Annotated in this window: 17 protein-coding genes; 6 read left to right on the plus strand and 11 right to left on the minus strand. The window is 65.5% G+C overall.

The annotated features are described in order from the left end of the window. The 3 genes from Q0L89_RS01915 to Q0L89_RS01925 all read right to left on the minus strand — a co-directional run. The coding region (locus Q0L89_RS01915) for a GTP-binding protein (RefSeq protein WP_296762253.1) at positions 1 to 140 on the minus strand (140 nt) is incomplete at its 3' end. Positions 141 to 251: 111 nt separating this feature from the next. Beyond that, positions 252 to 908 carry a hypothetical protein gene (locus Q0L89_RS01920; RefSeq protein WP_296762099.1) on the minus strand — a complete coding sequence of 219 codons (657 nt, stop codon included), beginning with the start codon at positions 906 to 908 and terminating at the stop codon, positions 252 to 254. 122 nt (positions 909 to 1,030) lie between these two features. Further along, positions 1,031 to 3,340 (minus strand): DNA topoisomerase IV subunit A, encoded by a 2,310-nt coding sequence (locus tag Q0L89_RS01925; RefSeq protein ID WP_296762101.1) that lies wholly within the window; start codon positions 3,338 to 3,340, stop codon positions 1,031 to 1,033. A 136-nt stretch (positions 3,341 to 3,476) separates the two neighbouring features. Here Q0L89_RS01925 and Q0L89_RS01930 point away from each other — a divergent pair, with 136 nt between their 5' ends. The 5 genes from Q0L89_RS01930 to Q0L89_RS01950 all read left to right on the plus strand — a co-directional run bounded on the left by Q0L89_RS01930 (position 3,477) and on the right by Q0L89_RS01950 (position 7,176). Continuing rightward, complete coding sequence (locus Q0L89_RS01930; RefSeq protein ID WP_296762103.1) at positions 3,477 to 4,307, plus strand: SDR family NAD(P)-dependent oxidoreductase; 831 nt, start codon at positions 3,477 to 3,479, stop codon at positions 4,305 to 4,307. Between the two features lie 133 nt (positions 4,308 to 4,440). Then, positions 4,441 to 4,644 (plus strand): twin transmembrane helix small protein, encoded by a 204-nt coding sequence (locus tag Q0L89_RS01935; RefSeq protein WP_296762105.1) that lies wholly within the window; start codon positions 4,441 to 4,443, stop codon positions 4,642 to 4,644. A 1-nt stretch (position 4,645) separates the two neighbouring features. Continuing rightward, positions 4,646 to 5,218, plus strand: coding sequence for a cob(I)yrinic acid a,c-diamide adenosyltransferase (locus Q0L89_RS01940; RefSeq protein ID WP_296762106.1), 573 nt, complete (start codon positions 4,646 to 4,648; stop codon positions 5,216 to 5,218). 273 nt (positions 5,219 to 5,491) lie between these two features. Beyond that, positions 5,492 to 6,250: an electron transfer flavoprotein subunit beta/FixA family protein gene (locus Q0L89_RS01945; RefSeq protein WP_296762107.1), complete on the plus strand. Its 759-nt coding sequence runs from the start codon at positions 5,492 to 5,494 to the stop codon at positions 6,248 to 6,250. Further along, on the plus strand, positions 6,250 to 7,176 hold the full coding sequence (locus tag Q0L89_RS01950) for an FAD-binding protein (protein ID WP_296762109.1): 927 nt from the start codon (positions 6,250 to 6,252) through the stop codon (positions 7,174 to 7,176). Before Q0L89_RS01945 ends, Q0L89_RS01950 begins: the two co-directional genes overlap by 1 nt. 108 nt (positions 7,177 to 7,284) lie before the next feature. Here the strand turns inward: Q0L89_RS01950 and Q0L89_RS01955 are convergent, their stop codons facing one another. Next, the gene (locus Q0L89_RS01955) at positions 7,285 to 8,133 is read right to left on the minus strand and encodes a DUF6473 family protein (protein WP_296762111.1); all 849 of its coding nucleotides are present in this window, start codon (positions 8,131 to 8,133) and stop codon (positions 7,285 to 7,287) included. Positions 8,134 to 8,298: 165 nt separating this feature from the next. Between Q0L89_RS01955 and Q0L89_RS01960 the strand changes: the two genes are divergently transcribed. Then, positions 8,299 to 9,174, plus strand: a complete 876-nt coding sequence (locus Q0L89_RS01960) for a 3-hydroxybutyryl-CoA dehydrogenase (RefSeq protein ID WP_296762113.1) — start codon at positions 8,299 to 8,301, stop codon at positions 9,172 to 9,174. 134 nt (positions 9,175 to 9,308) lie between these two features. Here the strand turns inward: Q0L89_RS01960 and Q0L89_RS01965 are convergent, their stop codons facing one another. The 7 genes from Q0L89_RS01965 to Q0L89_RS01995 all read right to left on the minus strand — a co-directional run bounded on the left by Q0L89_RS01965 (position 9,309) and on the right by Q0L89_RS01995 (position 14,697). Next, positions 9,309 to 10,139 (minus strand): lysophospholipid acyltransferase family protein, encoded by an 831-nt coding sequence (locus tag Q0L89_RS01965; protein WP_296762255.1) that lies wholly within the window; start codon positions 10,137 to 10,139, stop codon positions 9,309 to 9,311. 87 nt (positions 10,140 to 10,226) lie between these two features. After that, positions 10,227 to 10,505 (minus strand): HPr family phosphocarrier protein, encoded by a 279-nt coding sequence (locus Q0L89_RS01970; protein WP_296762115.1) that lies wholly within the window; start codon positions 10,503 to 10,505, stop codon positions 10,227 to 10,229. 2 nt (positions 10,506 to 10,507) lie between these two features. Continuing rightward, positions 10,508 to 10,906, minus strand: coding sequence for a PTS fructose transporter subunit IIA (locus tag Q0L89_RS01975; RefSeq protein ID WP_296762117.1), 399 nt, complete (start codon positions 10,904 to 10,906; stop codon positions 10,508 to 10,510). 38 nt (positions 10,907 to 10,944) lie between these two features. Then, complete coding sequence (rapZ, locus tag Q0L89_RS01980) at positions 10,945 to 11,826, minus strand: RNase adapter RapZ (protein ID WP_296762118.1); 882 nt, start codon at positions 11,824 to 11,826, stop codon at positions 10,945 to 10,947. A gap of 6 nt (positions 11,827 to 11,832) precedes the next feature. Then, positions 11,833 to 12,279 (minus strand): HPr kinase/phosphorylase, encoded by a 447-nt coding sequence (locus Q0L89_RS01985; RefSeq protein ID WP_296762119.1) that lies wholly within the window; start codon positions 12,277 to 12,279, stop codon positions 11,833 to 11,835. Between the two features lies 1 nt (position 12,280). Then, the gene (locus Q0L89_RS01990) at positions 12,281 to 13,996 is read right to left on the minus strand and encodes a sensor histidine kinase (RefSeq protein WP_296762120.1); all 1,716 of its coding nucleotides are present in this window, start codon (positions 13,994 to 13,996) and stop codon (positions 12,281 to 12,283) included. Next, positions 13,996 to 14,697, minus strand: coding sequence for a response regulator transcription factor (locus Q0L89_RS01995; RefSeq protein ID WP_296762122.1), 702 nt, complete (start codon positions 14,695 to 14,697; stop codon positions 13,996 to 13,998). Before Q0L89_RS01995 ends, Q0L89_RS01990 begins: the two co-directional genes overlap by 1 nt. Positions 14,698 to 14,934: the final 237 nt, after the last annotated feature.

The following is a 14,934-nucleotide window of genomic DNA, read 5'->3' on the forward strand; positions in this document are numbered from 1 at the left end:
CCGTCGATCTTGTCATACGCCTGAAAATCGCCGAAATACTTGGTGATCGCCGCCGTCAGCGTCGTCTTGCCGTGGTCAACGTGACCAACCGTGCCAATGTTCACGTGCGGTTTCGAACGGTCAAACTTTTCCTTAGCCATGTCAGAGGCGCCTCGCGATTTGGGGGCCGACACGGGCCCGTTTCAGGTTCGCGCGCCGTTTATTTCGTCGGGCAGGGAAAATCAAGCGCCACGTGCGCCGATTGGCGCAGGTCAGTCCGCGTCAGCGGGTGGCGCGGATGCGGCGGTATCTCCGTCCCCCTCGTCGGGGGTTTCTTCGGCGTCCTGCGCGGGCTGCGCGCCTGTCTCGTCACCCGGCGCGGCTGCCTCTTCGGGCACGAACCAGCCCTCGGCGTTCATCATGCGCACCAGATAGGTCTGGATCTGCTTGGCGGCATTGCGGCTGAGATTGCGCATCTGCTCCTGCTTGGTCTGGGTCAGGCCCGAGCCGACCATCGTGTCGCCCGACAGGGTCTCCATGATGGTGATCTGCTTGGGTTCTGCGTTGAGCTTTTTCTCCGCCGCGTCGTCCCAGACCGTTAGCCGGATGATCAGCACCGACTTGGGCGACAGCACCACCGGTACGCCCGGTTGCGCCAGCACGTAACCCTCGACGCTGACACCGAAATGGTAGAGCCGGTCGCCCTCGTAGCGGTCGAACCGCTCGGCGATGGCGTCGGTCAGCGCCTCGGCCCATTCCTCTTTGCTGGCCTCGCGCGACAGCGGGCCCTTCTGCATCTTGGGGGCCACCACGATGTTGTGGCCCAGCCGGAAATCGCCCATATCCACCGGCGCGCGGTCCAGGTCGTTGGCGTTGGTGCAGGCAGCGAGGCCCGCCATGATCAGCAGGGCGGTGATGAAACGCGGCATCCGGGACTCCGGCTCTTGGCAGTTGCGCGACCTGCATAGCGCAGCCCTGCGGTCCACGCAATCACGCCGGGGCGAGCTGTGCCTCCGGCGGAAGTGCTTGAAGCTAGATAAGGGACGCGGCGTCAGGTAAAGCGGTTGTCGCGCGGGAAACCGCGCGGTGCCATGCGCCCCGCCCCGGCGCGTTTTCCCAGCCATTCGGCCAGGTCGGTTTCGGTGCGCGTACGCCCGGCGGGGTCTTTCCACGACAAGCCGTCGGCCAAGGTGAATGTGGTGGCGTCACTGAGCCCGCCATCGCGGTATTTCTGCATCCGCACGCCCTTGCCACGCGCCATGCGCGGCAATTCGTCAAGCGCGAAGACGATCACCTTGCGGTTCTCGCCCACGCAGGCGACATGGTCGCCCGCGACCGGCTTGCACAGCAGCGCCCGCGCATCGCCGCGCAGGTTGAGTACCTGCTTGCCGCCGCGGGTCTGGGCCAGCACCTCGTCCTCGGGAACCAGGAAGCCGTCGCCAGCGCTGGAGGCCACCAGCAGCGTGCGCCCCGGCGCGTGCACCAGCAGAGTGACGATGTCGGCCTCGTTCGGCAGATCGACCATCAGGCGCACCGGGTCGCCCATGCCGCGCCCGCCGGGCAGGTTGACAACCGGCAAGGTGTAGGCGCGCCCGTTGGAGCCGAACAGCAGCAGGCGGTCGGTGGTCTGGGCGTGGAACATGAAGCGCGGGCCGTCGCCGTCCTTGAACTTGAGCGGCTTGTCGAGGGGCACATGCCCCGCGAGCGCCCTGATCCAGCCCATCTGCGAGCAGACCACGGTGATGGGCTCGCGTTCGATCATCGCCTCGATCGGCGTCTCGGGCGCTGCCCCGGCATCGCCGAAGGTGGTGCGGCGGGCGCCGCCGGGCGCGTCGCGGCCGAACTGCTTGCGGATTGCACGCAGCTCGTCGGCAATGTGCGCCCACTGGCGGGCCTCGTCGGCCATCAGGTCTTCGAGACCGGCGCGCTCCTCGATCAGCGCGTCGCGCTCGCGGTTGAGTTCGATCTCTTCAAGCCGGCGCAACGAGCGCAGGCGCATGTTGAGGATCGACTCGGCCTGCAATTCCGACAGCTCCCCCTCGCCGTCGGCGGGCAGCGGCGAGACGTAATCCGCCTCGGACGCGGCGCGGGCACGGCCGCGGCCCCACTGCTCGGCCATCAGGGCGGCTTTCGGGTCGTCGTCGTAGCGGATGATGTCGATCACCCGGTCGAGGTTGAGAAACGCCACGATCAGCCCTTCGAGCACCTCGAGCCGGTGATCGATGCGGCCCAGCCGGTAGCGCGTGCGCCTGAGCAGCACCTCGCGGCGGTGGTCGAGGAAGGCGCGCAGCAGCTCGCGCAGGCTGCACACCTTCGGCGTCAGCCCGTCGATCAGCACATTCATGTTGAGGCCGAAACGAACTTCGAGATCGGATTGCCGGAACAGCATCCCCATCAGCACCTGCGCTTCCACGTTGCGCGAGCGCGGCTCCAGCACGATGCGGATGTCGTCGGCCGATTCGTCGCGCACGTCGGCAAGGATCGGCACCTTTTTCGTCTGGATCAGTTCGGCCAGTTTCTCGATCAGGCGCGACTTGGGCACCTGGTAGGGGATCTCGGTCACGACGATCTGCCATTGGCCGCGGGACAGATCCTCGACTTCCCAGCGGGCGCGCAGGCGGATCGCGCCGCGGCCCGTCCGGTATGCCTCGGCGATCGCCTCGCGCGGCTCGACGATGACCCCGCCGGTGGGGAAATCGGGGCCGGGGATGTGGTCGAGCAGCGTTTCGTCGCGCGCGTTCGGCGACTTGATCAGGTGCAGGCAGGCGCCGATCAACTCCCCTATGTTGTGCGGCGGGATGTTGGTGGCCATGCCCACCGCGATTCCGCTCGACCCGTTGGCCAGCAGGTTGGGAAACCGCGCCGGCAGCACCACGGGCTCGCGCAGGGTACCGTCGTAATTGTCGCGAAAGTCGACCGCGTCCTCGCCCAGCCCTTCCAGCAGCGCCTCGGCGGCGGCGGTCATGCGGGCCTCAGTATAGCGCGGGGCGGCGGGGTTGTCGCCGTCGACGTTGCCGAAATTGCCCTGCCCGTCGACCAGCGGGTAGCGCACGTTGAAATCCTGTGCCAGCCGCGCCATCGCATCATAGATCGCGGCGTCGCCGTGCGGGTGATAGTTGCCCATCACGTCGCCCGATATCTTGGCCGACTTGCGAAAGCCCCCCGACGAGGCGAGCTTGAGTTCGCGCATGGCGTAAAGGATGCGCCGGTGCACGGGCTTCAGCCCGTCGCGCGCATCGGGCAGCGCGCGGCCCATGATGGTGGACATCGCGTAGCTGAGGTAACGCTCGCCGATGGCACGGCGCAGCGGCTCGGTCAGGTCTGGCAGCGGGGCCGGGGCATCATCGGGCGTGTCATTCATGGGGCCGGGTTTAGCGACGTGCGGTCGGTGCGTAAAGGTGCGTAAAGCGCTCATCGCGGGGGCGGGTATTCAGGGCGACGCCAAAATAGCCGCGGCGGCGTTGCGCCCGGCCGCATGTCGGGGCATGGTCGCGCCGATGACGCGCAAATCCATCCTGATCACCGGCTGTTCCTCGGGCATCGGCCTCGACGCCGCCACCACACTGAAGGCGCGCGGCTGGCGCGTCTTCGCCTCATGCCGGCAGGAGGCGGACGCGAGCGCCTTGCGTGCGCAGGGGTTCGAGGCGATGCGCCTCGACTACGCCGACCCGGACAGCATCGACGCAGCACTGGCGCAGGTGCTGGAGGCCACCGGCGGCACACTGGACGCGCTGTTCAACAACGGCGCCTTCGCCTGCCCCGGCGCGGTCGAGGATCTGCCCCGCGATGCGCTGCGCGAGATATTCGAGACCAACCTGTTCGGCTGGCACGATCTGACCGTCAAGGTATTGCCGGTGATGCGCGCGCAGGGCCACGGGCATGTAGTGAACTGCTCGTCGGTCCTGGGCCTGGTGGCGGCACCGTGGCGCGGCGCCTACAACGCCACCAAGTTCGCGCTGGAGGGGCTGACCGACACGCTGCGCGTCGAGATGCGCGACACCCCCGTGCGCGTGGTGCTGATCGAGCCGGGGCCGATCAGCACCCGGTTCCGGGTCAATGCCGTCACGCATTTCGAACGCTGGGTCGATTGGCAGGGATCGGCCCGTGCCGATCAGTACCGTGCGACCCTTCTCAAGCGGCTCTACCGCGACGGCGGCCCCGACCGGTTCGAACTGCCGCCCGCCGCGGTCACCGCCAAGCTGATCCGTGCGCTCGACACCCCGCGGCCCAGGGCGCGCTACTATGTCACCACACCGACCTACGTGATGGGCACGCTCCGCCGCGTACTGCCGGTGCGCACGCTGGATTGGCTGCTGGCCAGGGGCTGAACCGCCACGACGTCGGCGCAGGTTGTCATCCCGCATCGCCCGACAGACCTTGGACTTTCGGCAAATTTCCGGTTCGCTTTTTGCGCCGTAACCACTACATCGGGACCAAAAGCATGACGCGAGGAACCTGACGATGAAGGACGATCCGCTATTCTACGTGGTTGCCGCCGCCTGCCTGGTGGTGGTGGTCATCCTGATGGTCGGTATCGGTGGCTTCGCCAAAGGCGGCGACTTCAATCGCAAAAACGCCAACCGGCTGATGCGCTGGCGCATCATCGCGCAGTTCATCGCCGTGTTGCTCATATTGGCTTTCGTATGGCTCAGGGGTGGAAACTGACATGGTCGTTCTCAACAAGATATACACGCGCGGCGGCGACAAGGGCGAAACCGCGCTCGGTAACGGCACACGGGTGCCCAAGCACGCGCCGCGCGTCACCGCCTACGGCACGGTGGACGAGTTGAACGCCACGCTGGGGATGGCCCGGCTGCACGCCGATGGCGACACCGACGCCGCGCTGGCGCGCATCCAGAACGACCTGTTCGATCTGGGCGCCGACCTGTGCACCCCCGACATGGATCGCGACGCCGAAGCCGAGTATCCGCCGCTGCGCGTCGCCGCCTCGCAGGCGACGCGGCTGGAATCCGAAATCGACGCGATGAACGCGGCGCTGGAACCGCTGCGCAGCTTCGTCCTGCCCGGGGGCACGGCGCTGGCCGCGCATCTGCACCTGTGCCGCACCGTGGCGCGCCGGGCCGAACGGCTGTGCACCGACCTGGCCACGGCCGAGCCGGTAAACCCCGACGCGGTGAAATACCTCAACCGCCTGTCGGACTGGTTCTTCGTCGCCGCGCGCATGGCCAACGACGAGGGCCGCGCCGACGTGCTGTGGACGCCTGGCGCCAACCGCTAGGCCGCCCCAGGCAAGCCCCCGAAGGCGCGGAATTAAAACGCGCAGCGCCACCGTGTCAGCGCCAGGTCGAAGACCGCCACCGCGGCCCGCGAGGCGGCACATGCGCCGCACCGATTGGCAAGAATTCCTGACCGCGACCCGTAACGCGACGTTGGTTGGCGCTAACGTGACGATTTTCCCCTGTTTCACCGCTTGCCAAGTCTGTATCAACGCGCGAGAGGAGCGCGGTAAGCCTCACGAGGCGCCCGCCAAACTGTAAAGGAGACCACGCATATGAAGGTGCTTGTGCCCGTCAAACGCGTGATCGACTACAACGTGAAGGTCCGTGTCAAGTCGGACGGCAGCGGTGTCGATCTCGCCAACGTGAAAATGTCGATGAACCCGTTCGACGAGATCGCCGTCGAAGAGGCGATCCGCCTGAAAGAGGCCGGCAAGGCCGACGAGGTCATCGCCGTCTCGATCGGCGTCAAGCAGGCGCAGGAAACCCTGCGCACCGCTCTTGCCATGGGCGCCGACCGCGCCATCCTGGTGGTGGCCGCCGACAACGTGCATACCGACATCGAACCGCTGGCGGTGGCCAAGATCCTCAAGGGCGTGATCGACGAGGAACAGCCCGGCCTTGTTATCGCCGGCAAGCAGGCCATCGACAACGACATGAACGCCACCGGCCAGATGCTGGCGGCGCTCATGGGTTGGAGCCAGGCAATGTATGCCAACAACATCGACATCGACGGCGATCATGCGGTCGTCACCCGCGAGGTCGATGGCGGCCTGCAGACGATCAAGGTGAAAATGCCCGCGGTCGTCACCGCCGATTTGCGCCTCAACGAGCCGCGCTATGCCTCGCTGCCCAACATCATGAAGGCCAAGAAAAAGCCGCTGGATGAAAAGACCGCCGAGGATTACGGCGTCGACGTCAGCCCGCGGCTCGAAGTGGTCAAGACGTCCGAGCCCGAGACCCGCCAGGCGGGCGAGATCGTGCCGGATGTTGATACGCTGGTGGCCAAACTCAAGGAAAAGGGGGTCGTGTGATGGCTGTTCTTCTGCTTGCCGAAGTGAACGACGGCGAACTGGCGCGCGACGCCACCGCGAAGGCCGTGACCGCCGTGAAAGACCTGGGCGAGGTGACGATCCTTGCCGCCGGCGCCACCTGTTCGGCCGCGGCCGAAGAGGCCGCCAAGATCGACGGCGTCGCGAAGGTGCTGTGCGCCGAGCACGATCTTTATGGCCATCGCCTTGCCGAACCCGTGGCCGACCTCGTCGTGTCGCTGGCTGGTGATTACGACCACATCGTCGCGCCGGCGACCACGGACGCCAAGAACATCCTGCCGCGCATCGCCGCGCTGCTGGACGTGATGGTGCTGACCGATGTCTCGGGCGTGGTGGATGCCCACACTTTCGAGCGCCCGATCTATGCCGGCAACGCGGTGCAGACGGTCAAGTCTAAGGACGCCAGGAAGGTGATTTCGATCCGCACCTCTACCTTCGACGCCGCCGGCGAACAGGATGCCGCCCCGGTCGAGAATATCGATGCCGCCGCCGATCCGGGCCTCAGCGAATGGGTCGAGGACAAGGTCGCCGAATCCGATCGCCCCGAGCTGACCTCGGCCGGCGTGGTCGTGTCGGGCGGTCGTGGCGTCGGCAGCCAGGAAGACTTCGCCCTTATCGAGAAACTGGCCGACAAGCTGGGCGCGGCCGTCGGCGCCTCGCGCGCCGCGGTCGATTCGGGCTTTGCCCCCAATGACTGGCAAGTGGGGCAGACCGGCAAGGTCGTCGCGCCCGACCTTTATGTCGCTATCGGCATCTCGGGCGCGATCCAGCACCTGGCCGGCATGAAGGACTCCAAGATCATCGTCGCCATCAACAAGGACGAGGAAGCGCCGATTTTCCAGGTCGCCGATTACGGCCTGGTTGCCGACCTGTTCGAGGCCGTGCCCGAGCTGGTCGAAAAGCTCTGACAGGCGGGGACGCTCGGGCGCACATCGTACGCCGCGCCAGTACGAACCGTACATCCTGCGAGAAGGGGTCCGCCCGTCGGCGGGCCCCTTTGCGTTTTCTCCACGGCGTTATGGCCGCCCTTGTGCCACGCGTGCCAAGGGCCGCAACAGCGCCTCGGCCACTTCGCGGTGTGCCAGCGGACCGGGCACCCCGGCCGCGGCCGGAGCTTCCATCTCGTTGAAAATCATGCCTTTCGTGCCTTGCGCGCGCGCCCTTCGGCTCAGCACCACCTCGACGACGCGCGCGGCATGGGGGCTCAGCTTGGCCATCATCGGCCCGGTGACGAAGACCGGGTCGCTGATCAGATCGCCCTCGCAACCTTCCTTGAGTCGCTGCGATATTGGCCGTTCGGAAACCCATAACAGTATGGTTTTACTCCCAATTCTACCCAGAACCATACGCATCCGCCGCACCCAGCAGCGACGTGCCGCGGCACGCACCTGCGCATATCGCCGCGGCGACACCCGCCACAGCCGGCCCAGCATGTGCCGGGTGAAATGGAATTCGGTGAAATCGATCTCGGGAAACAGCCTCAAGAGCGGCGCGTTGGCCGCGACGAAGCGGTCGTTGCGCCGCGGATGAACGCGGTAAAACGGGTTGGTCACGTTCTGCGCTCCGGTCACCTGCACAACAACAGCCCGCGCGCCGGAGGCGGCATACATGATGTCGTCATCCTGCGCGAAGGCATCCACCCCGGCATTCGGCCAGCCGAAATTGATGCACCGCATCCCGCCAAGCCGCTCGGCCATGACCGGGAACGGCTCGGCAACGAACTTGCCATAGGTCTCGGTGCCGCCCAGGAACAGCACATAGCGCCCCTCCAGGCGCCGCGCCGGCCCCCGGAACATGAGCTTCGACGCGCCGTAGCGCCACGGCATATAGTCCAGCGCCCCGCCGGACGCGTCCGCATAGGTCATGCAAACCCCCACCAATTGATTTTCTCACCCGCGACCAGAGTCGCGCGGACATCTTGCCAAATCGCTAAAGCCCGCATTTATCGCGGTTTTTAGCGACCCTGCGGCCTTGCGGCAGAACCCGCCGCGGGCCTATGCTGCGCGTGCAATGGCGAAGGGAGTGGCGTGATGGAGATCGAAAGGATCGGCGTGATCGGTGCCGGCCAGATGGGCAACGGGATCGCCCATGTGATGGCACTGGCCGGGTACGAGGTTTTGCTGACCGACATCAGCCAGGATGCGCTGAACGAGGCCGTGGCGCTGATCGACCGCAACCTGACCCGGCAGGTGAGCCGCGAAAAGATCAGTCAGGCCGAAAAGGATGCGGCCATGGCCCGGATCGGTACCACGCTGACGCTGACGGATCTGGGCATTTGCGACCTGATCATCGAGGCCGCGACCGAGCGCGAGACAGTCAAGCAGGCCATTTTCGAGGATCTGCAACCGCACCTGCAACCGCACACGATCCTGACCTCGAACACCTCGTCGATCTCGATCACCCGGCTGGCCAGCCGCACCGACCGCCCCGAACGGTTCATGGGGTTCCATTTCATGAACCCGGTTCCGGTGATGCAACTGGTCGAACTGATCCGCGGCATCGCCACCGACCAGGAAACCTACGACACCTGCCTCGGCGTGGTCGAAAGGCTGGGCAAGACGGCCGCCAGCGCCGAGGATTTCCCCGCCTTCATCGTCAACCGCATCCTGATGCCGATGATCAACGAAGCGGTCTATACCCTCTACGAAGGAGTGGGCAACGTCCGCTCGATCGACCAGGCGATGAAGCTGGGCGCCAACCACCCGATGGGGCCGTTGGAACTGGCCGATTTCATCGGGCTGGATACCTGCCTTGCGATCATGAACGTCCTGCATGACGGATTGGCCGACACCAAGTACCGCCCCTGCCCCCTGCTGACCAAATATGTCGAGGCCGGATGGCTTGGGCGCAAGACCGAGCGCGGATTCTACGACTACCGCGGCGAGACGCCGGTGCCGTCGCGTTGATAGATCGCCGAGGCAACCGAAACCCAAGCCCGGGCAAGCGGGTCGTGGCAAGGCGTTGAAATACCTCGATGGATTGACCCGTGAAGAAAACCCAAAGGGTCAACTCGTCGAATTCGACCTGCTGGGCGTGCCCTTCAGTCACGCAGCGACAGCGTCTGCTCGCGCAACCAGGCCGCGAAGGCGCGCGGCTCGGCGCTGCGCGCCTGCGCTTCCTCGGGCGAAATCGGGTGCCCGATGACGGGCGCCTGCGGTTTGTCGAAGGCGTGCACCACCTCGTGCAGCAGCAGCCCCTGGCGCAAGGTCGGCGATATCCGGTTGGCGATCTGGTACCAGCGCGAATTCGATCCCGGGAAATGGCACATCGACACCGCCGCGCCCGACCGCCGGATCATCTTGGCGGTGAAGACGTTCCAGTCCGCCTCGACCACGGGGCCGAACATCGTCTTCGACGTGGCCACGACACCAGACGGGAAAAGCGCAACGAGCCCGCCCTGCGCGAGGTGATCCATCGCCTGCTTGCGCATCTCGATCATCCTCTTCTGGGCGTCGGGCTCGTGCGGGAACGGAACGGGAATCATGTAACCCGCCGCGCTTTCGTCGATGCCGGTCAGCAGCGAGCGCGTCAGGATGCGATAGTCGTTGCGCACCCGGCTGATCAGGTCGGCCAGGATCATGCCGTCAACCAGGCCGTGGGGATGGTTGGCCACCAACACCACCGGCCCCTCGGCCGGGATACGGTCGAGCTGCTCTTGTGGTGTCAGAAGGTCGATCCCCATCACCTCCATCGTGGCGGGCCAGAAGGCCTGCCCGGTTGGGACGCCGCGCCGTTCGAACTCGCGGATACGGCGCAGGATGGTGATCTTGCCCGTCATCCACTCCATCGTCTTGATGGCTGTGCGCTTGGCGGCGCTGTCGAAACTGTTGGCGTAGGTCAGACTACGTCGGTCGTATTTCGTGAAGGTCACCCCCGGCGCATCCGACGCCTGGCCGGGCTTGTCGTTGTGAGCCGGTTCCTTCACGATACGCTTCCACCTTCCCGACGCCCGCGCGCCTTACATGTCTTCGCCGAACTGATCCGCCACCAGCGCCGCGAGGGCATCGGCCAGCGCCTCGGCATCCGGTCCGGATGTGGCAATCTCGATACTCGTCCCGCGCGATGCTGCCAACATCAAAAGGCCCATGATGCTGTCGCCCGAAGCATATTGCCCATCGCGAGAGACCTCGGCCGTCGCATCGAACCCTTCCACCACTTCGACCAGCTTGGCCGCCGCGCGGGCGTGCAGCCCCTTTTCATTGATGATTTCGAGGCTCCGATGAATCGTGTCGGACATGGCTACCCCTGGTCCTTGCTGATCGTCTGGGTGTCAATATACTTGCGGCCCGCCTCCATCGCTGCCCGCACTGCGGTGCCGACAGCCATGTGGCGACTTTTTGCCAACTTGATCAGCATCGGCAGGTTGGCGCCGTAAAGCACGCGCCGCCCTTCGGGCCTGCAGGCCAGCAGCGACAGGTTCGACGGCGACCCGCCGAACATGTCGGTAACCACCACGACGCCATCGCCCTGATCGACCTGATCGGCGGCTTCGCAAATCTCGGCCTGTTTCTGCGCACGGTTGTGGTCGGCCTCGATCGCGACGGCACGAATGCCGCTTTGCGGGCCGATCACATGCTCAATCGCCGCGAGATACTCACGCGCGAGGCGTCCATGTGCAACGATCACGATTCCTATCACGCAGGCTTCCTTCTGCAGTGTCGCGGGCCTCGCCGGGATCAGTCGAGTTCGCGGTGTCTTATTGACACCCGCCAGCCGCGTTCTACAAGGGCCGCGGCCAGTTTTTCTGCACTCGCAACCGAGCGGTGACGCCCGCCCGTACACCCCAGCCCGACGGTGAAATGCGCCTTGCCCTCCTCGGCGTAAGCCGGCAGCAGGGTTTCGAGAAGGTCCAGAACCTTGGCGTGGAACTCGGCGAAACGGGGGTCGGCGGCGACGTAATCGGCCACCTCGGACGCGCGTCCGTCAAGCGCGCGCAGGTCTTCCTGCCAATGCGGGTTCCGCAGGAAGCGGCAGTCAAGGACCATGTCGAGCCCCCGCGGCAGCCCGCGCTTGTAGGAAAACGACGCCACCGTGATCGCCAGCCGCCCCGCGCCGTCGGGCATGAAGTGGTGATCGATTTCCTCGCGCAGGTCATGCGGGGTCATGTCTGAGGTGTCGATCAGCACGTCGGCACGCGACCGGATCGGCCCCAGCAGCCGCGCCTCGCGCTCGATGCCCACGCCGGGGCTTTCGTCCGGGGCCAGCGGGTGCCGCCGCCGCGTTTCCGAGAACCGACGCAACAACACGTCGTGCCGGCAATCCAGGTAGATCAATTCCGGCTTGAAACCGTGCGTCTTCTCAAGCTGGGCAAGCGCGTCCAGCACCCCATCGACCGAGAAATCCCGGTTGCGCACGTCCAGCCCCAGCACCAGCGGGCGATCGGGGATCGGCCCCGAAATCAGCCGTGGCAGCAGCGACAGCGGCAGGTTGTCTATCGCCTCGAAGCCCAGATCCTCGAAAACGCGGATCGCAGTGGTGCGCCCGGCGCCCGACGGGCCGGTGACAAACACGATGCGCTGTGCCTCGACATCGGGGTTTTCCAGGGGCGCCTGCGACATGATCTTTCATTCCCTTCTTTGTGCCTCGAGGTATAGCATCAGGGCGGCGGGAAAATGATCGGTCATGGAATTGTGAAGAACCGGCAGCGAACAGCCCAGAACGGTGCGGCGGCGCGGGGGCGGCAGACGCTCGGTTTCCTCGCGGTCGAGATCCACGATCAACCGCAGCGGCGCCGGCGCCGCGCAGGGCACCTCCAGGATGCCCAAGAAACGTGCCTCGATCCGTCCCCGGATCGCCGCCGGCGCCTCGGCGATCAGTGCCTCGCCACGCCGGGTCACACTGGTGCGGTCATCCGCGACGAGCCCGGCGCCCAGCGCCAGCATTCGCAACGCCAGCGCCGACTTTCCCGCGCCCGCGCGCCCCATGATCAGCACGCCGGCACCTGCCACGCTGACGCTGGTGGCATGCAGCACCACCGCGTCGCCACCGTCATGCGCAGCCCCCGCGGTCACGTCAGACCGGCAGGCCGACAACGAACCGCGCCCCCAGCGGGTCGGACGTTATGTCGGCGTCGGTCGGGCGGATATTCTCAGCCCATATGGCACCGCCATGGGCCTCGACGATCTGCTTTGAAATCGCCAACCCGAGGCCCGAATTGTTGCCGAACTCCCCCTCGGGGCGCTGCGAGTAAAACCGCTTGAAAACCTTTGACAGCGCCTCTTCGGGGATACCCGGGCCGGTATCTTCGACCACCACGAGAACGCGGTCGTCGCGTCGGCGCGCCCACAGGCGGATCGCGTCGCCCTCTTCGCAGAAGCTGATCGCGTTGGTGATCAGGTTGACGAAGACCTGCGCGAGTCGTGCCTCAAGCCCATGCATCCTGATTTCGCCATCGGGCAGGTCGGTGATGAAATCAATTCCCTTGCCGCGCGCCTCTTCGCCCAGGTACTGGCCGAGGTTGTCGAGCATCCTGAGCAGGTCGAACGGCTCTTGCTCTTCCTTGACCAGTTCGCTGTCGAGGCGCGAGGCGTTGGATATGTCGGAAACCAGCCGGTCGAGGCGACGCACATCGTGTTCGACCACGTCGAGCATCTTCTCGACCTGGTCGGGCCGCTTCGCCACCCGCATGGTGCCGACCGCCGAGCGCAACGAGGCCAGCGGGTTCTTGATTTCGTGCGCCACGTCGGCGGCAAATTGTTCGTTGCTGTCGATACGGTCGTAGAGGGCCGTGACCATGCCCCGCAGGGCCGCCGAGAGGCGACCGATCTCGTCCGGACGGGCGCTGAGATCGGGGATGCGGATGCGGCGCGATCGCGAGCCGCTGCGGTTGCGCCGGTGGCCCTGCTCGGCGGCATTGGCCAGATCGGAAATCGGTGTCGCGATGGTCGAGGCCAGAACGATGCTGAGCCCGATCGACACCAGCGTCGCGACCAGAAACATCTGCAGGATGCGCTCGCGTTCGGCCCTCACGATTCGGTCGATTTCACCCGCCGGGCTGATCAGGGCCACCGCGCCCACTGCCCTGTCGCCCTGCATGATCGGGGTCGCGGTGGCAATCACCGTCCCGCCCGAAGCGTCGCGCGCCGTCTCCAGCGCGGTGCGCCCCGCCAGGACGTCGGGCAACAATTTGGCGGCCTGCGCCTCGACGCTGGGGGGCGAGGCAGCGTCCGGCGGCGCCCCCGGCAACAACCACTCGATCGCCGTCCACAGCGACGACAGGAAATCAATGATGACGGTCCTCTCATCACGCTGGCCGGCGTTGTCGGGCTTGCGCCCCACGCCCCGCTCGACGATCCTGGCCGAGGTGTCGAAGACCAGCACTTCCAGCCCCTCGCGCAGGTCAAGCCCGCCCAGCGTTGTCGCGACATCCACTCCGTCACCGGTTGCCAGGCTGACGGGCGCCCCGGCAGGAAGCTGCGCCTCGAACACGTCGGCAATCAACTCGGCCTGTCCGACCAGGGCATTGCCCCGGTGCATCGCGAGCGACTCGCGCGAGGAATTCAGAAACAGAACCCCTGCGACAAGGATGTTGAGCGCCACCAGGTTGAAGATAATGATCTTGCGGGTCAGCGGCGAATGCCGGAACGAAAACCGCCCGCTGGAATTCGCGCGTCCGGCCGTGTCGCGGTCGCCGGAAGGGGCCGGTGCGATGAAATCATCGCCCAGAACGACATCGCCGTCGCGCCTTGGCGTCTGATCATTCACCGCTACCCCTTCCGCGAGCGCCATCACTCTTCGTTGTACCTGTAGCCGATGCCATAAAGTGTCTCAATCGCGGAAAAGTTGCCATCTACATTGCGCATCTTTTTCCTAAGCCGCTTGATGTGGCTGTCGATGGTCCGGTCGTCGACATAGACCTGATCGTCATAGGCGACGTCCATCAGCTGGTCGCGGCTCTTGACAAAACCGGGCCGTTTGGCCAGCGCCTGCAATAGCAGGAATTCGGTCACGGTCAACGAGACGTCCTTGCCCTTCCACGTCACGGCATGGCGGAGCGGGTCCATGCGAAGCTCGCCGCGCTCCATCACCTTGGTTTCCTCGGTATCGCCGACGATATCACCTGAAATCGCTTCCTGCCGGCGCAACAGCGCGCGGATGCGTTCGACGAGCAGACGCTGCGAGAACGGTTTCTTGACGTAATCGTCTGCCCCCATGCGCAGGCCGAGCACCTCGTCGACCTCGTCATCCTTGGAAGTGAGGAAGATGACTGGCATCTGCGTCTTCTGGCGCAGGCGCTGCAACAGGTCCATCCCGTCCATGCGGGGCATCTTGATGTCCAGCACGGCCATGTCCGGAAGCTTCTTGTTGAAGGCGTCGAGGGCCGACTGTCCATCGGTGTAGGTTTCGACCTCGAAGCCCTCGGCCTCGAGGGTCATGGATACCGACGTCAGGATATTCCTGTCGTCGTCCACCAGGGCGATCTTCGACATGGTTGATTTCCTTGTACTGCTGTTCCTGCCGTTTTTTGTGCGCAATAATCCCCTTTTCGGGCTTTACAATCAATCGTTATCTGCGAATCGCCCGCCGACCGCGCCCATTCGAACACGGTCCGCATGAGCCAGGCGTTAAACGCATCCTGACAAGTCGCACACATAAGGTCACGATCCGAGGAATCCCGCCGCGTTTGCGCTAACCTCGCGTTGGTTGCGCTAACGCCTTGGGAGCGC

The sequence above is a fragment of the Sediminimonas sp. genome (assembly GCF_024637375.1).
Classification (GTDB): domain Bacteria; phylum Pseudomonadota; class Alphaproteobacteria; order Rhodobacterales; family Rhodobacteraceae; genus Sediminimonas.